Genomic DNA, 23,024 nt, shown 5'->3' on the forward strand with positions numbered 1-23,024 from the left:
TTTTTAGGTTAGTCAGATGAATAAGAATTGCTATCGCGTTATTTTTAGCCAAGCTTTAGGTGTATTTGTTGCAGTTGCAGAATATGTAAAAAGTAAAAAAAAGCAGGTTGGCCAATCTAGATATAGTGGTACCAATACCCCTACATCACCATCTTTACAGATGATGACCTATAAAAAACTAAAACCCGTCAGCTTCTCTGTATGTGTTGGATTGGGTGCAATGACGATGCTTTGTTCAACATCGATTTGGGCCGAGAGTCAAATTATTGCAGATCGAGCTGCACCTACACATCAACAGCCGACAATATTAGAAACAGCCAATCACATTACGCAAGTGAACATTCAAGCACCAAGTGAACGAGGCGTATCAAGAAATACCTATTCACAGTTTGATGTTGGTCAAGAAGGTGCCATTTTAAATAACTCAAGAACCAGTGCAAAAACCAATTTGGCTGGATGGGTTCAAGGTAACCCTTGGCTTGGGCAAGGCGAAGCAAAAGTTATTTTAAATGAGGTCAATAGCAGTAATCCAAGTTATTTACGTGGCTTTGTTGAGGTTGCAGGAAAGTCTGCACAAGTGATTATTGCCAATCCAACTGGTCTGGTTTGTGATGGCTGTGGTGTCATTAATGCAGATCGATTTACTTTAACAACAGGTGAAAGTAAATTTGATTCACAGGGTTACCTTGAATCGTTTTTAGTAAGAAAAGGAACAGTCACTATCGGAGACAAAGGTTTAAATGCAAGTTTAACCCCATATACCGATATTTATGCGCGTGCCTTAAAGTTAAGTGGTGAGCTTGCTGCTCAGCATATAACAGTTGTGACAGGTGACAACCAGATAAAATCTCAAGCAGTAGATGATAAAGACGTTATTTCAAATACTGCTGGACGTGATCAATCTGAGGCAAAACCTGAGTTTGCGGTTGATGTTGCAAACTTAGGAGGGATGTATGCTAAAAAGATCCAGCTGATTGCGACTGAAGCAGGTGTAGGTGTTCGTAATGCTGGGGCATTAACTACTCAAACTGGATCACTTAAACTAAATGTGCATGGTGATTTGATCAATACAGTTGATGGCAATATTGTGTCTCATCAGGGTGAATTAACTGTTCAGACAGATAAGTTAACAAACCAACATCGTATTCAAAGCCAACAAGATAAACTTTCGATTGAAAGTAATACCATTGAAAATCAAGGCACGATCGATACCAATGATGAGCTTATTATTCATAATCAGCATGATATATTGAATCGTGGTTCATTGATGGGTCAACAACTGAATATTCATTCAGATCAACTCACAAATACAGGGAATATTACTCAAACAGGTCAACAAGATCTGAAAGTGACAACAGAAAAATTATCGAATGAATTAGGTAAAATTGGACTAGTCGACAATACTACAAATACTACAAATACTACAAATACTACAAATACTACAAATACTACAAATACTACAAATACTGCAAATACTGCAAATACTGCAAATACTGCAAATACTGCAAATACTGCAAATACTGCAAATACTGCAAATACTGCAAATCCAGCAAATCCAAAAGTTTATACTGAGGCAGGACAACTAGCGATCAATGCTGAACTCATCAATAAAGGGCAGATTTCTAATAATGGAAGTCTTCAGCTGTCTTTAAAGGATTTAGTAACCAATAAGGATGGGCAAATTGCAGTTGAACGATTGAGTAGTCAAGGGAATGTAAACAATAACCAAGGACAGCTCAGTTCAACTGATCTGAAAATGACGGGGCAGCATTTAAGTAATCAGCAAGGACGTATTTTTAGTAAAAATATTTCAATAAATCATCAATCTATCGATAATGATCAAGGGGTAGTGTTTGCAAATAATACCGCAAATATTGATGTTTCTGAAGAAATAAAAAATAATCAAGGGAAGATTGTTGCCAATGATGATGTTCAGTTAAGTTCACAATCTCTTTCCAATAATCAAGGTGTGATTTCATCTCAGAAAAAAGATGTTTATTTAGATGTTAATGACAAAATTGATAACACACTTGGACAAATAACTGCTCAACAAAATCTTCACATTGAATCTAATGAGCTAAATAATCAATTTGGACAAATTGGTTCGAACCACACTGCTTATATTTATGGTCATCAGATTTCCAATGATCAGGGATTGATTCAAAGCCAGGCCTTGTTGTTAGAAGGTAATGATCTATTCAATAGTGGTCAACTTCATGCTCAGAAGAATCTAACCATTGCAGTTAATCAAATTCTCAATAATGGTATTTTAAGTTCGAACACAGATCTTAATGTCTTAGGAAATGTATTTGTACAAGCGAATTCAGGGATTTCTGTTGCTGGCTTAAATAATGGATTGAATGAAGGTAATTTAAAGATTACCAATAATGCTGTATTTGCAAAAGGTACATTACAAGCAATAAAGGATATTCATATAGATGGTCAGACCACACTTCATCTAGATCAAAGTCGTGTCAGTGCACAAGCCATTGACCTTAGCTCGGTAGAGGGAGATGTATCAACTGCCAATGCCCAAGTCCAAGCCAAAGATCAACTGAAATTAAGTGCAGGCCAGACATTAAATAACCAACAAGGGATGATCAATGCAGGGACAACAGTTGATCTACAGAGCAAGCATTTAGACAATAGCCAACAGGGTCAGATTCAAAGTCAGGGCAATGTAACGATTGTTAGTGATGCGCTCAAGAACAGTACGGGTCGTATTTTGGCCAATAAACAAGTGCAATTGACCGGTCAAACGATCGATAACCAATCTGGGCAGATTGCCAGTATTGCAGGTGATGTGCATGTATGGGGCGGTGACCTTGACAATCAAACAGGCTTAATTCAAGGCAACACGTTAGACATCAAAGGTGACCACCTTAACAATCGTTCAGGGTCATTAATTTCAAATCAATCCATGACACTTGAACAACAAGGTCGTTTGGACAACCATGCAGGGGTATTACAATCTGGTCAGCGCTTAGATCTATCTGCCCAAGGGATTGACAACAGCCAAGGGCTTATTCAAGCAGGAACGCATCTGCATATTGATGCAAAAGATGATGTGATAGACAACCAAGATACCCAAGACCAAGGGGGGATCTTAAGTGGTGGTGACTTACAAATTGAGCATGCAGGTCAGATCAACAACCAATCAGGTCGTTTGGTGGGTCAAAATACGGCACGTATTGACGCAGCTCAATTGGACAACCAACAAGGACAGATTGGATCAAAAGAACTGCATCTCAACGTCAATACCCTCAATAACAGTGGTTTGATACAAGGTCAAACCCAGTTAGAGGTGAAAGGGCTTACGCTGAATAACCAAGGTCAATTGACGGGCAATCAGATTGATCTTGGCGTAACAAACTTAAACAACCAATCGACTGGACAAATCCTTGCAGGTGAGCGCCTACAGGCTTCGGGTACACAGTTAAATAACCAAGGTCAGCTTCAAGGTCAACAGATTGACTTAGCTCAACAACAACTCAATAACCAAGGTCAGATATTTGCGCACAAGCAACTGAACCTCACGAATAAAAACGTCCACAACGATGGGGTGCTTGCTGCAGGTGAGCAACTGACGTGGGTCGGTTCACAACTGGTCCAAAGCGGCACAGGTAGCTTATGGTCTGGCTTGGATCAAGCGGGTAAGCTCAGTCAAGCGGGTCAATTGAAATTAAATGCTTCAGAGCACATTGAACTGCAGGGTCAAGCAATTGCAGGTGGACAACTCCAAGCAGTAGCCCAACAGTTATTTAACTTAGATCAAAGTCGTATCAGTGCACAAGCCATTGACCTTAGCTCGGTAGAGGGAGATGTATCAACTGCCAATGCCCAAGTCCAAGCCAAAGATCAACTGAAATTAAGTGCAGGCCAGACATTAAATAACCAACAAGGGATGATCAATGCAGGGACAACAGTTGATCTACAGAGCAAGCATTTAGACAATAGCCAACAGGGTCAGATTCAAAGTCAGGGCAATGTAACGATTGTTAGTGATGCGCTCAAGAACAGTACGGGTCGTATTTTGGCCAATAAACAAGTGCAATTGACCGGTCAAACGATCGATAACCAATCTGGGCAGATTGCCAGTATTGCAGGTGATGTGCATGTATGGGGCGGTGACCTTGACAATCAAACAGGCTTAATTCAAGGCAACACGTTAGATATCAAAGGTGACTACCTTAACAATCGTTCAGGGTCATTAATTTCAAATCAATCCATGACGCTTGAACAACAAGGTCGTTTGGACAACCATGCAGGGGTATTACAATCTGGCCAGCGCTTAGATCTATCTGCCCAAGGGATTGACAACAGCCAAGGGCTTATTCAAGCAGGAACGCATCTGCATATTGATGCAAAAGATGATGTGATAGACAACCAAGATACCCAAGACCAAGGGGGGATCTTAAGTGGTGGTGACTTACAAATTGAGCATGCAGGTCAGATCAACAACCAATCAGGTCGTTTGGTGGGTCAAAATACGGCACGTATTGACGCAGCTCAATTGGACAACCAACAAGGACAGATTGGATCAAAAGAACTGCATCTCAACGTCAATACCCTCAATAACAGTGGTTTGATACAAGGTCAAACCCAGTTAGAGGTGAAAGGGCTTACGCTGAATAACCAAGGTCAATTGACGGGCAATCAGATTGAACTTGGCGTAACAAACTTAAACAACCAATCGACTGGACAAATCCTTGCAGGTGAGCGCCTACAGGCTTCGGGTACACAGTTAAATAACCAAGGTCAGCTTCAAGGTCAACAGATTGACTTAGCTCAACAACAACTCAATAACCAAGGTCAGATATTTGCGCACAAGCAACTGAACCTCACGAATAAAAACGTCCACAACGATGGGGTGCTTGCTGCAGGTGAGCAACTGACGTGGGTCGGTTCACAACTGGTCCAAAGCGGCACAGGTAGCTTATGGTCTGGCTTGGATCAAGCGGGTAAGCTCAGTCAAGCGGGTCAATTGAAATTAAATGCTTCAGAGCACATTGAACTGCAGGGTCAAGTAATTGCAGGTGGACAACTCCAAGCAGTAGCCCAACAGTTATTTAACTTAGATCAAAGTCGTATCAGTGCACAAGCCATTGACCTTAGCTCGGTAGAGGGAGATGTATCAACTGCCAATGCCCAAGTCCAAGCCAAAGATCAACTGAAATTAAGTGCAGGCCAGACATTAAATAACCAACAAGGGATGATCAATGCAGGGACAACAGTTGATCTACAGAGCAAGCATTTAGACAATAGCCAACAGGGTCAGATTCAAAGTCAGGGCAATGTAACGATTGTTAGTGATGCGCTCAAGAACAGTACGGGTCGTATTTTGGCCAATAAACAAGTGCAATTGACCGGTCAAACGATCGATAACCAATCTGGGCAGATTGCCAGTATTGCAGGTGATGTGCATGTATGGGGCGGTGACCTTGACAATCAAACAGGCTTAATTCAAGGCAACACGTTAGATATCAAAGGTGACTACCTTAACAATCGTTCAGGGTCATTAATTTCAAATCAATCCATGACGCTTGAACAACAAGGTCGTTTGGACAACCATGCAGGGGTATTACAATCTGGTCAGCGCTTAGATCTATCTGCCCAAGGGATTGACAACAGCCAAGGGCTTATTCAAGCAGGAACGCATCTGCATATTGATGCAAAAGATGATGTGATAGACAACCAAGATACCCAAGACCAAGGGGGGATCTTAAGTGGTGGTGACTTACAAATTGAGCATGCAGGTCAGATCAACAACCAATCAGGTCGTTTGGTGGGTCAAAATACGGCACGTATTGACGCAGCTCAATTGGACAACCAACAAGGACAGATTGGATCAAAAGAACTGCATCTCAACGTCAATACCCTCAATAACAGTGGTTTGATACAAGGTCAAACCCAGTTAGAGGTGAAAGGGCTTACGCTGAATAACCAAGGTCAATTGACGGGCAATCAGATTGATCTTGGCGTAACAAACTTAAACAACCAATCGACTGGACAAATCCTTGCAGGTGAGCGCCTACAGGCTTCGGGTACACAGTTAAATAACCAAGGTCAGCTTCAAGGTCAACAGATTGACTTAGCTCAACAACAACTCAATAACCAAGGTCAGATATTTGCGCACAAGCAACTGAACCTCACGAATAAAAACGTCCACAACGATGGGGTGCTTGCTGCAGGTGAGCAACTGACGTGGGTCGGTTCACAACTGGTCCAAAGCGGCACAGGTAGCTTATGGTCTGGCTTGGATCAAGCGGGTAAGCTCAGTCAAGCGGGTCAATTGAAATTAAATGCTTCAGAGCACATTGAACTGCAGGGTCAAGTAATTGCAGGTGGACAACTCCAAGCAGTAGCCCAACAATTATTGAACTTAGATCAAAGTCGTATCAGTGCACAAGCCATTGACCTTAGCTCGGTGGAGGGAGATGTATCAACTGCCAATGCCCAAGTCCAAGCCAAAGATCAACTGAAATTAAGTGCAGGCCAGATATTAAATAACCAACAGGGACAACTCCAAGCCAATCAAGTTGAGTTAACAGGACAAACCCTGAATAACCAACAGGGTCAAATTGTTCAGTTGGGTCAAGCTGGACAAAACATTCATCTTGCCAAGATTAACAACGCCCAAGGCCAGATTAAGACCAATGCAGGTGATTTAGATATCGTCAGCCAATCGCTAGATAACCAATCTGGACTCATACTCCATACGGGTTCAGGGACGTTGGGAATAACAAGCGAAGCGATTGATGGTGGACAAGGTGAGATCCAAAGCCAAGGTCAGCTTCAACTTCAAGGTAGCCATATTGATCTAAACCATGCAAAAACCAAGCTGCAGGGATTGAGATCAAAGCAGATCAGCTCGATCATCATTCAGCTCAGATGTTACAAACAGATCAACAGCGTCAGTTAAACATGACTGTGCAACAAGACCTAAACAACCAATCGGGTCAGATTGCAGGACTGGGTGATGTTCGCATTCACAGCACACAGCTTGCAAACCAACAAGGGGCACTACAAAGTGCCCAGCAGGTCATGGTAGAGAGCACTGATCTGAATAACCAACAAGGGATGATCAATGCAGGAACAACTGTTGATCTACAGAGCAAGCATTTAGACAATAGCCAACAGGGTCAAATTCAAAGTCAGGGCAATGTAATGTAACGATTGTCAGTGATGCACTTAAGAACAGTACGGGTCGTATTTTGGCCAATAAACAAGTGCAATTGACCGGTCAAACGATCGATAACCAATCTGGGCAGATTGCCAGTATTGCAGGTGATGTGCATGTATGGGGCGGTGACCTTGACAATCAAACAGGCTTAATTCAAGGCAACACGTTAGACATCAAAGGTGACCACCTTAACAATCGTTCAGGGTCATTAATTTCAAATCAATCCATGACGCTTGAACAACAAGGTCGTTTGGACAACCATGCAGGGGTATTACAATCTGGTCAGCGCTTAGATCTATCTGCCCAAGGGATTGACAACAGCCAAGGGCTTATTCAAGCAGGAACGCATCTGCATATTGATGCAAAAGATGATGTGATAGACAACCAAGATACCCAAGACCAAGGGGGGATCTTAAGTGGTGGTGACTTACAAATTGAGCATGCAGGTCAGATCAACAACCAATCAGGTCGTTTGGTGGGTCAAAATACGGCACGTATTGACGCAGCTCAATTGGACAACCAACAAGGACAGATTGGATCAAAAGAACTGCATCTCAACGTCAATACCCTCAATAACAGTGGTTTGATACAAGGTCAAACCCAGTTAGAGGTGAAAGGGCTTACGCTGAATAACCAAGGTCAATTGACGGGCAATCAGATTGATCTTGGCGTAACAAACTTAAACAACCAATCGACTGGACAAATCCTTGCAGGTGAGCGCCTACAGGCTTCGGGTACACAGTTAAATAACCAAGGTCAGCTTCAAGGTCAACAGATTGACTTAGCTCAACAACAACTCAATAACCAAGGTCAGATATTTGCACACAAGCAACTGAATCTCACGAATAAAAACGTCCACAACGATGGGGTGCTTGCTGCAGGTGAGCAACTGACGTGGGTCGGTTCACAACTGGTCCAAAGCGGCACAGGTAGCTTATGGTCTGGCTTGGATCAAGCGGGTAAGCTCAGTCAAGCGGGTCAATTGAAATTAAATGCTTCAGAGCACATTGAACTGCAGGGTCAAGCAATTGCAGGTGGACAACTCCAAGCAGTAGCCCAACAGTTATTTAACTTAGATCAAAGTCGTATCAGTGCACAAGCCATTGACCTTAGCTCGGTAGAGGGAGATGTATCAACTGCCAATGCCCAAGTCCAAGCCAAAGATCAACTGAAATTAAGTGCAGGCCAGACATTAAATAACCAACAAGGGATGATCAATGCAGGGACAACAGTTGATCTACAGAGCAAGCATTTAGACAATAGCCAACAGGGTCAGATTCAAAGTCAGGGCAATGTAACGATTGTTAGTGATGCGCTCAAGAACAGTACGGGTCGTATTTTGGCCAATAAACAAGTGCAATTGACCGGTCAAACGATCGATAACCAATCTGGGCAGATTGCCAGTATTGCAGGTGATGTGCATGTATGGGGCGGTGACCTTGACAATCAAACAGGCTTAATTCAAGGCAACACGTTAGATATCAAAGGTGACTACCTTAACAATCGTTCAGGGTCATTAATTTCAAATCAATCCATGACGCTTGAACAACAAGGTCGTTTGGACAACCATGCAGGGGTATTACAATCTGGTCAGCGCTTAGATCTATCTGCCCAAGGGATTGACAACAGCCAAGGGCTTATTCAAGCAGGAACGCATCTGCATATTGATGCAAAAGATGATGTGATAGACAACCAAGATACCCAAGACCAAGGGGGGATCTTAAGTGGTGGTGACTTACAAATTGAGCATGCAGGTCAGATCAACAACCAATCAGGTCGTTTGGTGGGTCAAAATACGGCACGTATTGACGCAGCTCAATTGGACAACCAACAAGGACAGATTGGATCAAAAGAACTGCATCTCAACGTCAATACCCTCAATAACAGTGGTTTGATACAAGGTCAAACCCAGTTAGAGGTGAAAGGGCTTACGCTGAATAACCAAGGTCAATTGACGGGCAATCAGATTGATCTTGGCGTAACAAACTTAAACAACCAATCGACTGGACAAATCCTTGCAGGTGAGCGCCTACAGGCTTCGGGTACACAGTTAAATAACCAAGGTCAGCTTCAAGGTCAACAGATTGACTTAGCTCAACAACAACTCAATAACCAAGGTCAGATATTTGCGCACAAGCAACTGAACCTCACGAATAAAAACGTCCACAACGATGGGGTGCTTGCTGCAGGTGAGCAACTGACGTGGGTCGGTTCACAACTGGTCCAAAGCGGCACAGGTAGCTTATGGTCTGGCTTGGATCAAGCGGGTAAGCTCAGTCAAGCGGGTCAATTGAAATTAAATGCTTCAGAGCACATTGAACTGCAGGGTCAAGTAATTGCAGGTGGACAACTCCAAGCAGTAGCCCAACAATTATTGAACTTAGATCAAAGTCGTATCAGTGCACAAGCCATTGACCTTAGCTCGGTGGAGGGAGATGTATCAACTGCCAATGCCCAAGTCCAAGCCAAAGATCAACTGAAATTAAGTGCAGGCCAGATATTAAATAACCAACAGGGACAACTCCAAGCCAATCAAGTTGAGTTAACAGGACAAACCCTGAATAACCAACAGGGTCAAATTGTTCAGTTGGGTCAAGCTGGACAAAACATTCATCTTGCCAAGATTAACAACGCCCAAGGCCAGATTAAGACCAATGCAGGTGATTTAGATATCGTCAGCCAATCGCTAGATAACCAATCTGGACTCATACTCCATACGGGTTCAGGGACGTTGGGAATAACAAGCGAAGCGATTGATGGTGGACAAGGTGAGATCCAAAGCCAAGGTCAGCTTCAACTTCAAGGTAGCCATATTGATCTAAACCATGCAAAAACCCAAGCTGCAGGGATTGAGATCAAAGCAGATCAGCTCGATCATCATTCAGCTCAGATGTTACAAACAGATCAACAGCGTCAGTTAAACATGACTGTGCAACAAGACCTAAACAACCAATCGGGTCAGATTGCAGGACTGGGTGATGTTCGCATTCACAGCACACAGCTTGCAAACCAACAAGGGGCACTACAAAGTGCCCAGCAGGTCATGGTAGAGAGCACTGATCTGAATAACCAACAAGGGATGATCAATGCAGGAACAACTGTTGATCTACAGAGCAAGCATTTAGACAATAGCCAACAGGGTCAAATTCAAAGTCAGGGCAATGTAACGATTGTCAGTGATGCACTTAAGAACAGTACGGGTCGTATTTTGGCCAATAAACAAGTGCAATTGACCGGTCAAACGATCGATAACCAATCTGGGCAGATTGCCAGTATTGCAGGTGATGTGCATGTATGGGGCGGTGACCTTGACAATCAAACAGGCTTAATTCAAGGCAACACGTTAGACATCAAAGGTGACCACCTTAACAATCGTTCAGGGTCATTAATTTCAAATCAATCCATGACGCTTGAACAACAAGGTCGTTTGGACAACCATGCAGGGGTATTACAATCTGGTCAGCGCTTAGATCTATCTGCCCAAGGGATTGACAACAGCCAAGGGCTTATTCAAGCAGGAACGCATCTGCATATTGATGCAAAAGATGATGTGATAGACAACCAAGATACCCAAGACCAAGGGGGGATCTTAAGTGGTGGTGACTTACAAATTGAGCATGCAGGTCAGATCAACAACCAATCAGGTCGTTTGGTGGGTCAAAATACGGCACGTATTGACGCAGCTCAATTGGACAACCAACAAGGACAGATTGGATCAAAAGAACTGCATCTCAACGTCAATACCCTCAATAACAGTGGTTTGATACAAGGTCAAACCCAGTTAGAGGTGAAAGGGCTTACGCTGAATAACCAAGGTCAATTGACGGGCAATCAGATTGATCTTGGCGTAACAAACTTAAACAACCAATCGACTGGACAAATCCTTGCAGGTGAGCGCCTAGATATTTCATCATATGGTTTAACCAATAATGGTGGGTTAATACAATCTGCACATCAATTAAATATTGATGCCCAAGGCCAAGACTTAATTAATCAAGGTTCAAGTGAATTAAACCATGGTATTTTGAGTAATGGTGATATGGTGCTGAACCATGTTAAACAATTGGTGAATACATCGGGTTATATTGGTTCAGGTACAAATATTACAGTTCAGGCTTCTAAGTTAGACAATACGAAGGGAACGTTACTCTCGGCTCAAGGACTCAACATTAACCTTGAGAATGATTTAGTCAATACAGATGGATTTATTTCTGGACAGAAAGAAACAACGGTAGTAGCAAATCATATTGATAACAGTAGTTCATCTACAAATGCTTCACATGGTCAAATTACATCGCAAGGTGATATTCATTTAACTGCACAGCAGATCAATAATCGTGGAAATTTAAAAGGAATTGTTGGTCAAAATATTCAAATGACTGCCAAAGAAATTTTAAATACTGATGGTAGTGCGGTTGCTGTTGCTAATACGACTTTAGATGTTGCTGAAACATTAGATAACTCAGGAGGCGTATTTGCTTCAGGGCAAGATTTTAATCTAAAAGCGCCAAGTCTTGTATTTACAAATACAGGAAAAATACTTGCTGGTCAGAAAATTAACTTAGATTTAAAAGGTTTAACCACTTCAGGTGAGTTTAAAACCAATGGTGATATGAATGTTCATGTAACAGATAGTTATGAACATACAGCAAATGATCATTTCCTTGCAGACGGTGCATTATCTATTCGAAGTGATCAAAATATTCGTAACTTGGCTAAGTTAACTGCGGGACAAAAAGTTAATTTAAATGCAAAGCAAATTGTAAATGAAACGGATGCGACAATTAGTGCAAAAGAAACCAACATACAAGCACAAGAGCAAATTGATAATTATGGCTTGATTAATGGTGGAGAAACCTATCTTCAGTCTCGTACGATTAACAATAATGGCGCAAGAATTTATGGTGACCATATTGCTGTCGATGCAGTGACACTAAATAATACGAATACATCGCAACAAGGTGGAGTTATTGCTTCAAGAGGTAATCTCGACTTAGGAGTTCAATATTTAAATAACTTTGCCCAACAAGGCAGTATTCATGAAAAAGCAGCAGACAATGCATGGATTTTTAGCCAAGGTCATTTATCTGTTGGCGGATCACTCAATGAGGCACACATAGCGATTGGTCAAGGTAAGAGAATTTACAATGGCAGTGCCCGTATCGAATCTATGGGCAATATGGCTTTAGCTGCAGACACCATTGAGAATAAGAATCTTAATCTTGTGATTCAATCGGAAGAAGTCGAACGTAAGCATATAACAGAATATGAAAAAGACGGTAAAAAGTGGGATTCTAGTGTTGTTCAGCTTAGAAATATTGGTAGAGCACCAAATGGTGAGTTGTGGGTGTTAAAACCTGAAGCTGAAAGACAACCAAGATGGGAAACGCAACCAGTTTATGAGAGAAAAGGACGTAGGAGAGTACAAACAGGTACCAAACAAGTATTGGTTACGCCTGATCAATATACAAAAATTACCGAAGACTATGGGATTTACAATTATGATCGAATTGTAGAAAAAGAGGTTGTTAAGACAAGTAGTCCTGCCCAAATTATTGCTGGTGGAAATTTAGATATTCATTCTAATGAGTTCAATAACTTAAACAGTGAAGTGATTGTGGGAGGTACGTTATCGATTGATAGTAAAGTTACCAATAATCAAACCACTGATTTAAGAAACATTACAAGAGTGTCGAATGGTAATTATGAATATCATACAGTTGAATTTAAGAGACAAGGATTAAAACAGCATAAGAGAGATGTTTATCATGGAAAATCTGCGTATACCCCAGCAGATGAAATAACAAGCCAAAATATTACCTTTGGAAAAATTATTCAGAATGCAGAAATTTCTTCGGATAAACCGACAACCAGTGCTGTGAGTCACTCAGATCCGAATAATGTGATTGAAACAACAGGTACAGACAAAGAAAATCAAAAAACTTTACAACAAGACAATTCATCCTCTGTTTCAACAGATTTGAAGCGTTCTAATACAACTCAAATAACACAGTCACCCTTGTCTCATGATCAGGCGAATAAAATTACTAATATTGATGAGAGTAAACAAACTCTCAAAGAAAGCAATATTACAACTATTCAAGGAAATTCAGTTGATACGACAACGAAAAATACGAATACAACATTGTTGTCAGTGGATCAATTATCGACATCTGAGTTGACAAATCAAAGTGTAAATACTCAAAAGGACATCAATACAGAGGCACACTTAAAACACGAGTCGAATGATAATACGACTAATCTTTCTATTACTGATCTTCAAACTACGTCTACTGGTCAAGTTTTAACAGATAATAAAATAGCTCAAGCAGAGTATGGTCATGTCACTGAAAGAGATAAAAATAATCAAGACAGTCATCTCAATTTAAATACTAACCAAGCTGTATCCGTTGATCAGCGTATGACACCGGATGAGACTGCCAAATTAGATAAGATAGAAATAAAAGATGGTCAAGCCACTCAATTACCATTAAATGAATCATTGGCATCAAACTTAAACTATAGCTTATCAGCGGATCAACAAAATAAGGAGAATCTTGAACAAGAGGTGTTAAAGCCTGAAGAAATTATAAAGACGTTTAATGGTACTTTTAATAGTCAAATGATGAATGGGCAAGTAGATCGAAAGCTTAGACAATTTTCAAAAGATACCTTGGAAAACTTACTCATTTCGCAAGGCAATACACTCACACCGCAGCAAAAAGAGTTAATCACCGCCATTGTGAATGAAAAAGCAGCAGAGGTCGCAATACCGAATACATCTAAAGCAGACGAAGTTCGACACATCGACTTAGGTACAGTCCAAGTACCACAAAGTGCATTGTATCAAGTTCATCCGGCATCAAATACCAATTATCTTGTAGAAACAGACCCTGCATTTACCAATTATAGAAACTGGTTATCATCAGATTATATGCTTAAAGCATTAAGGTTTGACCCTGCTTTAACTCAAAAGAGATTAGGTGATGGCTACTACGAACAACGTTTAGTTCAAGACCAGATTGCACAACTTACAGGCCGTCGCTTCTTAAATGGTTATACCGATGATGATCAACAATACCAAGCATTGATGAACAACGGTTTGACCTTTGCCAAAGCATATGATTTGCGTCCGGGCGTTGCGTTGACCGCCGAGCAAATGTCGCACTTAACCAGTGATATTGTTTGGTTGGTCGAGCGACCTGTCCAGTTGGCCGATGGAAAAGTTATTCAAGCCCTTGTGCCTCAAGTGTATGTTCGTAGCCGAGCAGGCGAGCTCAAAGGCGATGGGACATTAATCTCCGCTGATCGTGTGCTGATCAACAGTGAAAATGAGATTAACAACACCGCGACACTTGCAGGTAAAGAAGCAGTTGTTTTAGGTGCCAATAATATCAACGTGTTGAAGGGTCGTATTGAAGGCAACCAAGTTCAGATGGCTGCTAAAAACAACATTCTTATTGAAGGTGGGCAAATACAAGGACAACAAGTTGCACTGAATGCAGGTAAAGATATTCACATCAACAGCACCGTACAACAGAGCGAAGCGCATAAAGACCAAAGCTCTGGTCAATATACTGGTATTGATCGCGTTGCGAGTATTTACATTGCCCCTGTAGATGGCTCTTCAATCACAGCGACTCCAAGTCTAAGTGTGCATGCTGGACAAGACATTCAGTTAAAAGGTGCACAAATTAACAATACCTTGGGTACGACCAATTTAACTGCAGGCAACCATATTGAGATTGGGGCAATACGAACAGAAAAAACCACGCATACAGAACAAGATGTAAACAACTACGTCCACCAAAGCCAACTTAAAGATGTTGGCTCAGAAATCACTAGTCAGGGGAATTTGGTTGTTCAAGGCAAAGACATCCAATTGGTTGGTTCTCATCTGAATAGCCAAACAGGGACAACAGGACTTCTTGCCAAGAGCGATATACAGATCAAAGAAGGAAGAGAGATTAACACCTTCAATGAATCGCATAAGATCAGTAGTCATGGTTTCTTGTCGTCGAAGTCTGAACTCAATGTGACAGACCGTTTTAGTGATAAAACGATAGAAAGTACCGTTGAAGGCAAAAATGTTCTTCTTGATGGTACAAATATCCATTTACAGGGCAGTCAAGTGGTTGCTGACCAACTGGTCAACATTAATGCGAAAGAAAACCTAAGTATTGTCGGTGCGCAAGACCTGTATCGTGACCATACATTTAACGAAACCAAAAAATCAGGATTCCTCTCTACAGGTGGGGGGATTGGCTTTAGTGTGGGATCTAAAAAGGAAAAAACCACACTCGATGATACATCTATATTAAACCACGGCAGTACCGTGGGTAGCTTAGGACGTGATATCACATTGAATGTGGGGAAAAACTATCAACAAATTGGTAGTCAAATTACAGCCCCTAAAGGTGACATCAATATTACGGCACAAAACATTCAAGTAGACGCAGCGTTAGAGAAAGTCTCCTCATCATACCGACATGAGGTTGAACAAAAGGCACTGACACTGGCTGTCGATGTTCCTATGGTGAGTGGTGCGATACAAACTGCGAAAAACTTGGGTGAAGACATTAAACAAACCCAAGCAGGGCAACACACTCGTGTGCAAGCGATGGCTGCGATAAACAGCGGGGTTGAAGGTTATAAGACCGCACAAAACTTAAAAGACTTGAGTCAGCTTAAAAATCCAAGCGATCTAAAAGTTGGTGTGAGTTTAACATATGGAGAACAGCGATCTTTAGAGACCAATGATCGACAAAGTACCACGGCTCAGTCCAGTCAGATTTTGGGTGGAGGGCAAGTTCACCTTCAAGCACTCGGTGATCCAACATCGAGCATACGCGTTAACGGCTCAGACATTACAGGCCTACAAGGGACACAATTGACAGCAGTCAAAGACATCGACATTGGCGCAGCGAAACAATACAGCACGGAGCAAAGTAGTAACAAGAGCACAGGTTGGGGTGCAGGAGTTACAGCCTCCACTCAGGGTGTTGGTGTTACCGCGAATGTGAGTCTTGGACGAGGAAAGGGTAATGGAGAAGATACCCGTTACTTAAACAGTCATATTGGGAGTCAAAACAGCATCACCGAACTACAAAGTGGTGCAACCACCACAGTTCAAGGTGGGCAAATTCAAGGGTCGGGCGTACAGATTCAAGCCCAAGACTTAAAGCTGATGAGCTTACAAGATACCTCGGATTATAAAAGTAAGCAAACCAATGTCAGTGCACAAGGTACGGTAGGTGCAGGCACCTCTGCCTCAGGCAGCTTTAGCCATTCAGACATACGTGCTCACTATGCTTCAGTACAAGAGCAAACAGGGATTTACACAGGTGATGCAGGTTACCAAATACAGGTAAAAAACAACACTGACCTTACAGGTGCAGTAGTTACCTCAAGCCAAAGTGCAGAAGACCAAAACCATAACCGTCTACAAACAGGTACATTAACACATCGTGACTTAGAGAATGTTGCCCAATACCAAGGTACATCTGTAGGAATCAGTGGTAGTATTGAAAAGAACAGTCAAGCAAGTGCAAATACCTCGCAAGCTTCGACCTCGACGAATAATACAGCACCGAAGAAAGAGAATTCGGTCACGGCCAGTAAGTCGATGGGTGCAGGGTTTGACAGTGACACACAACGCAGTACGACCCATAGTGGGATCAATACAAAGAATATTACCATTACAGATGAAGTGGGTCAGCAAACACTGACGGGTAAAACGGTTGATGAGACCAAGCGTGATCTTTACACGGATGTCACCAAAGAAACCGCAGCAGCACAAAGTGGTGCATTAAAGAACAACTTTGACAAGAACAAACTCCAGTCTGACCTCGACAGCCAAGTTGCCGTAAGTAAGCGTTTTGATGAAAACCGTCAGTTTGTTAAAGGAGAGTTGAACAAACAAATTGATCAGGTAAAACAGGACTATGATGCTGGAAAGATTACAGAAGAGACCAAGAACGCCAAAGAGAAACAGTTACAACGCTTAGGTGTAGTGGTTGATACCGTTGCAACAGGGCTTTCAGCCCCTACAGGTAGTGCAGTGGGTATTGCTGCAGCGAGTTTAAGTCCGGCAGCAAGCTATGAGATTGGACAATACTTTAAGGGACTTGCAGAGAAGAATAGCGATGGCAAGCTGACCACTGGACAAGAAACAGCACATGTATTGGCACATACATTATTGGGTGCGGCGGTTGCAGCTTCAGGGGGCAATAATGCTTTGACTGCAGGACTGACGACAGGCACAAGCGAAGCTGCTGCTCCGTTACTTTCGCATTATGTGTATGGTAAAGACAGCAAAGATTTGACGGCTGAAGAAAAAGGAACCATTAGTGCAATTGTTGGTTTAGCCAGTAGTGGTGCTGCCTTAGGTGCCAATAGTGGTGATGTTGCTACAGCAACCCAAACGGGTCAGCTTAGTCAGAATGCGGTGGAGAATAATTTATTTGGTGTTCTAAATAAAGACAAAAGTGCCAATAAAGCTAAAAATAATGAATATTTCCAAAAGCTTTCTGCATGTACTACCTATGAATGTAGAGAAAAGCTTGTCATTGCAAATGCCAATGATGCGATGAGCGTTGCACCAAAGACAGTTCAAGTACAAGAAGGGCTTTATAAGACGGGAGACATTATTTCAAGTCCAACAGATGGATCAGGACTACAATATAAGATTGTTGAAGTTCAAGGAAAGCAACAAGCTGTTTTATTGTCTTTAGCGGATCAAGCGCAATATATGTTGAAGACACAAACCACAGCTCAGAATCTTGTAAGAGGTAACTCATTTATAAGCCCTATTGCTAATACGGCTTTAAGTGGATATGAGGCGTCTGTAGGTCAGTCACTATTAAATGGTGAATCTATGTCTACGCTAGAGCGTGTATTGTCTGGAATAGATGCAATTGGTAGTATCGCCATGATTAAAGGTGGGGTGTTCCTAAAGTCTAATTCGATAAAAACGCCTATAGGAGAAACAGTTGAGATTCCTACAAAGGGTGTAGATTTTCCAACCATAAGATGTACTTCAGGAAATTGTACAACGATATATACGAATATTACAGAAAGTGCAAAAGCACGAGAGGCTTCTAATTTTTTAAAACATGTTGAGAATGAGAAGGCTAAAGTTGAGGCTAAGCCTGATACATATTTAAATAATATAGGCATTAAAGAAGTCAACATTACTAATACACCTCTTGAAGGGCATGCTAAACTAAACCAACTTGATCAAGGGAAGCTAAAACCAGCAGAAGCAGCTACGGGTGCTCAACTAGAAAATGTGCTTGGCCCTATGAAAAAATATGAATTATCTGAAAGTCAATTAAATAAAAATCCTGATTGGGAAATAACATCTGGTCCAAACAAAGGAAAAACAGTTGATGCTATGTATACAACAGATAATTTAACTCAAAGAGAGATTGATGGACTGAATAAATTTTATGAAAAAAATATGACTGTTGTAGATAAAAAAACCGGTAGAATCCCCGGTGTTGATAATATTCAGAAACATTTAAACAAAGCTGATTTCGTACCTGTTGACTTTAGAGTTCTGACAAAAGCTAATCAAGAAGTATTTTTGAATTATGTTAAAAAATTGCCTGAAGAGCAACGATCTAAAATAATCATAGTGAGATAATTATGAGTAGTATTTATGTAGGAAGACATACGCGTGAAGATCATTTATTTGATGTTTTAGAGTGTGAAATGAACAGCATATATTGGGATGCATTTGGTGTGTTGTTAGAGGAGGTTTTACTGTTAAGTCATCCTCATTTATATGATGGAATAGCAAGAGAAGAATTTACATTATTCGAATATTATACGTTTACAGAGTTATCTAGTATTGATTTTAATTTGGTGGTCAAGTTCATTCGCAAATATATGCTGCGACTGGCAGAAGCGTCATGGAAGGAAAAAGATTGGATTACAGATGTTCAATTGGTTAAATCTAGAGCTCGACAAGTTTGGTTTGAGCTACTTGAACCATTAGTTATAAAAGATGATCGCTATGATAAGACATATTTTGTATAAGTTGACCTGAGTTCGACTTTACAAATCAAAGAAGGAAAAGAGACCAACACCTTTTTCATATGAAGATATATTAAAAACTAAAAGTATTTACCACAGTGATTTTTAAACAAATCAACAACGCTCTTAACACCTAATTTCCGGTTCTGTCGCATTAAGAAATTAGAGGCGAACATTTAACTATTTTTGATGTTTTACGCCATCAACAGATAAAATAATCCTATGGATGTCGTTTCATCTTTTGATGCATTGAGTTGTCCTTTACGCAGCATGTGCATCCATTCGATGCCGGATAAAATCATTTTGGCACACCAAAATGATTTAAACCCCAACATGGGTCGAATACGTCGCTTAATGAATCGATGGTCTTGTTCTACTCTGTTGTTTAAGTATTTATTCTGCCGTATGTTAATGGAGCTCATTGTAGGATCAACTTCTTTATTCAGATGGTTTAATGCGGCATGATTTGATGGGCTATGATCAATGGTTACCGTATGAGGATATTCATTGTTGCATATGGCTTGATGTAATAATCTCAAGGCTGAACGGGCGTTGCGCTTGGCTGTGAGTAAGAAATCGATGGTTTTCCCTTGCGAATCTACAGCCCGATACAAGTATTTCCACTGCCCTTTCACCTTAATATAGGTTTCATCCATCCGCCAATGTAATCCTACCGTTTTTTTATGCTTTTTGAAGGCCTGATCCAGTAAAGGGGTTAAGCGAATCACCCAACGGTGCAGGGTTGAGTGATCAATATCAATTCCACGCTCTTTCATTATTTCCTCAAGGTCTCTTAAGCTTAATGCGTAGCTCAGATACCAGCGTAAGCATTGTGCAATCACGTCTGTTGGATAATGAAGGCGTTTAAATGCTTGGGAAATAATGCTCATGAGATGACTGAAAATTAAATCAGTTTAGCAGACTTTTCTTAATGCGACAGAACCGGGTATTCTAAGAATGAGATGTATTGGCCAACCAATTTTTGATTCAATTCCGTAGATTCCAGAATATAAATACATTTGTCATAAGTAATCGTTAGGCTCTTGGTGACTTTACGTGGCTCTTGCCAAGTAAAAATATCATCAAGTTCAATCTTAGATTCTATCAGTTGGCGATGTAAATTCTTTGGATTTCTCGCACATTTAGCAAACTTCTGATTGAATTGCTCAATGAAGCAAGGCAACCAAGCATTTGCCTCAGCAATTGAATGAATACCTTCCAAACGCATGTCTTTAATTAAACGATCCTGAAGGGTTCTATTGGCACGTTATACACGACCTTTGGCTTGTGGTGAGTTGGCGAAGATGAGGTCGATATTTAAAGCACTGAGAATGCGCCCAAATTGCGTGATACTCGTATCTTTCATTGATTTCTGATTCACCCTAAAGACTGAGTGCTTGTCGCTGTAAAAGGCCAATGGCTTGCCATATTGTTCAATATAGGCTCTAGTTGAAATCATATAATCAAAGGTTGTTTCAGCCTCACAAAAGCCTAGGTGTAACAGTTTTCCAGTTGCATCGTCGACATACACCAGCAAGCAGCATTTAGCAGCACGTCCTTCAAACCAATCGTGGTATGAGCCATCAATTTGAATTAACTCGCCAATGCAGTCACGGTTATAGCGTGGCTGATAAGGACGTTTAGTGCGCTTAGAGTGCGGAATCCATAAATCATTTGCTGTCATCCAACGACGGACTGTTTCTACAGGAATATGAAAGCCGAATCTGCTACTGAGTTTCTCATGAGCCAATGTAGGGCCAAATCCAAGCAAATGTTCAGAAATTATCGCAAGACATTCAGACTTTATCGCTTCATCATAGCGGTGGTGGCCAGGTTGGCCACGATTTGCATGAGCCAAACCTGAAATACCATCTTGATTGAATTTCTGTACTAATCGAGTAATTTGACGGGTAGAAAGATTTAGAATTTCAGCAGCACGGACTTGAGTAATACGTTGATCTCGAACGTCTTGTAAAACGGCAAGGCGTTGAGTTTCTTTGTCAGACATAGTGATCAGCATCTATATTTCATATCCAGTCCATGATGGGTTTACCATCATAAACTAGACATTTTTATTGGTGAGAATATAGACACTTTAATTGGGTTCTAACATTAGGCATTTCAGATAAGCTGTATTATGTTAATTTTAGGTTATTTAAAGAATCATACTTATGGGTGCACAAAAAACTATCTTACGTAATTTTCCTCACAATGATTTGTTTGATGATGATTCATTTTTAGGAAAGCTACATGAAGAAGAATTATGGGATATTAATGAATATTGGCTTTTAGAGTGGAGTATTTATGAAATTGAAGATAACTTTTTTGAAAAATTTCACTGGGAAATATTTAGAATTTTTAGCATGATTATGTGCAAAATTAGCTATCATTTAGATAAACATGATGGCTTTAAAATAAAAAATTTAAAACGTCGCAAAGTTTATGAATTAAGAGAAAGAGTACAATTAGTATTCGAAGGCTATTTCTCTAAATCAATGCCTAGCCAAAATATTTTTCAAGAAGCTAATCCTTTGCTAAATTTTTCAATTTAACATAATGGTAAGTTACACGAAAATGAGCATTTCAAACAACCTGTATTATGTTAATTTTAGAGATACTTAATCTAATACCGTGAATACTAATCAAAATATTTAAAAGGTAATTGAATGCTAGATTTAATAAAATTTTTCCCTGAGGATGAAGAAATTATTGCTGGTATATTGCTAGATGGTGAATATGAACAATTCAATTTAAATCTAAGAGATTGGGCTAAAAAAAATTATATTTCCCAATGGAAACATGCTGCGAAATACTCATTAAAAAATAGAGAGGTTTCAGCTTTTATAAAAAATTATGAAAATGCTCAGCGTCATGTAAAGGTAATTGGAATATATACAATTATTCCTGAAGAGTACACTATTCATAAAAATGACTTAATTTCTGAAGATGGTAAAGATTTTTTTATTACGGAATCTTTTGTTTTTATTACGGAAAATGAAAAAACGTTCATTACAAATAAGTCATTTAAGAAAATTAAGAAGGCTTACGGAAGAACTTTCCCTATTTTTTATTTTGATAAAAACAGAATAGATAAATTCTATTTATATCTATCAGATAGGGTAGAAGGAGTTTCAAATTGGAAAATAACAGAAAAAGATTTAAAAAGCATTTTAAATCTCTAAAAACTATTCACTATTAATATAAGGTAAGTTATCCAAATCAAAAATGAGGGCAATGAGTTCTCATGTCTTATAAACTCTGATGGTGGTTTTAAATGGTTATACATTCGGCTGACCTTTCCAGAACTTTGCTTTATTTAAATCTTGTTCTACACCAACTCCATATTTATACATAAATTCAAGATCGTTCATAGCTATCAAGAGATGCAGCTTTATTAAATAAATTTAATAACTTGACTGTATTCTTTTTTACTACTTCACCATAGAATCTGTGTAATTCAGATCAGCTCCTTTTGAAAACCAGATAAAGGCTTTTTTATAATGTTATTCAGCATCAGTTATATCTGTATCTTCAACTAAACCAACATATGTCACATAACCATCACTAAGCCAATACATTGTATTGACATTCCCATTCTATGCAGACTTAATAGTTCAGCTTCATCTTGATCAACGACATAACCATGTACATACACATCAGCTAATTCTAATTGCGCCAACGAACCTCCACTTTGGGCTTTTATTAATAAGTTATTTGAAAATATTGGATTAGCTAGGGTTTCCATTGAAAGTATTAGTCCTAAAGAAATGTATATGATTTTGAAAATTTTCATTTTCTACCT

Annotated in this window: 7 protein-coding genes and 2 pseudogenes; 6 read left to right on the forward strand and 3 right to left on the reverse strand. The window is 40.2% G+C overall.

All coding sequences use genetic code 11. The annotated features are described in order from the left end of the window. Nucleotides 1-16 precede the first annotated feature (16 nt). Genes OZX61_RS12345 through OZX61_RS12360 form a run of 4 tightly spaced genes read left to right on the forward strand, consistent with a single transcriptional unit; the run spans nucleotide 17 to nucleotide 19,225 of the window. Nucleotides 17-6,922 carry a filamentous hemagglutinin N-terminal domain-containing protein gene (locus OZX61_RS12345; RefSeq protein WP_277095710.1) on the forward strand — a complete coding sequence of 2,302 codons (6,906 nt, stop codon included), beginning with the start codon at nucleotides 17-19 and terminating at the stop codon, nucleotides 6,920-6,922. Continuing rightward, nucleotides 6,892-7,173: a hypothetical protein gene (locus OZX61_RS12350; protein WP_277095711.1), complete on the forward strand. Its 282-nt coding sequence runs from the start codon at nucleotides 6,892-6,894 to the stop codon at nucleotides 7,171-7,173. Before OZX61_RS12345 ends, OZX61_RS12350 begins: the two co-directional genes overlap by 31 nt. Before the next feature lie 41 nt (nucleotides 7,174-7,214). Further along, nucleotides 7,215-18,830 (forward strand): hemagglutinin repeat-containing protein, encoded by an 11,616-nt coding sequence (locus tag OZX61_RS12355; RefSeq protein ID WP_277095712.1) that lies wholly within the window; start codon nucleotides 7,215-7,217, stop codon nucleotides 18,828-18,830. 2 nt (nucleotides 18,831-18,832) lie between these two features. Beyond that, entirely contained in the window at nucleotides 18,833-19,225 is a 393-nt protein-coding gene (locus OZX61_RS12360; protein WP_277095713.1) for a hypothetical protein, read from the forward strand. 191 nt (nucleotides 19,226-19,416) lie between these two features. Here OZX61_RS12360 and OZX61_RS12365 read toward each other — a convergent pair whose 3' ends face one another. Then, nucleotides 19,417-20,112 carry an IS6 family transposase gene (locus OZX61_RS12365; protein ID WP_277095714.1) on the reverse strand — a complete coding sequence of 232 codons (696 nt, stop codon included), beginning with the start codon at nucleotides 20,110-20,112 and terminating at the stop codon, nucleotides 19,417-19,419. A gap of 53 nt (nucleotides 20,113-20,165) precedes the next feature. Further along, nucleotides 20,166-21,242 (reverse strand): annotated as a pseudogene (locus OZX61_RS12370) (ISNCY family transposase); the annotation flags it as partial. Nucleotides 21,243-21,393: 151 nt separating this feature from the next. On the opposite strand from OZX61_RS12370, the gene OZX61_RS12375 reads away from it, so the two are divergent. Beyond that, nucleotides 21,394-21,774 carry an Imm41 family immunity protein gene (locus tag OZX61_RS12375; RefSeq protein WP_277095715.1) on the forward strand — a complete coding sequence of 127 codons (381 nt, stop codon included), beginning with the start codon at nucleotides 21,394-21,396 and terminating at the stop codon, nucleotides 21,772-21,774. A 114-nt stretch (nucleotides 21,775-21,888) separates the two neighbouring features. Further along, complete coding sequence (locus OZX61_RS12380) at nucleotides 21,889-22,404, forward strand: hypothetical protein (protein ID WP_277095716.1); 516 nt, start codon at nucleotides 21,889-21,891, stop codon at nucleotides 22,402-22,404. 96 nt (nucleotides 22,405-22,500) lie between these two features. Here OZX61_RS12380 and OZX61_RS12385 read toward each other — a convergent pair. Next, nucleotides 22,501-23,015, reverse strand: a pseudogene (locus OZX61_RS12385) (sel1 repeat family protein). Nucleotides 23,016-23,024 lie beyond the last annotated feature (9 nt).

The organism is Acinetobacter sp. ESL0695, assembly GCF_029392135.1.
Classification (GTDB): domain Bacteria; phylum Pseudomonadota; class Gammaproteobacteria; order Pseudomonadales; family Moraxellaceae; genus Acinetobacter; species Acinetobacter pollinis.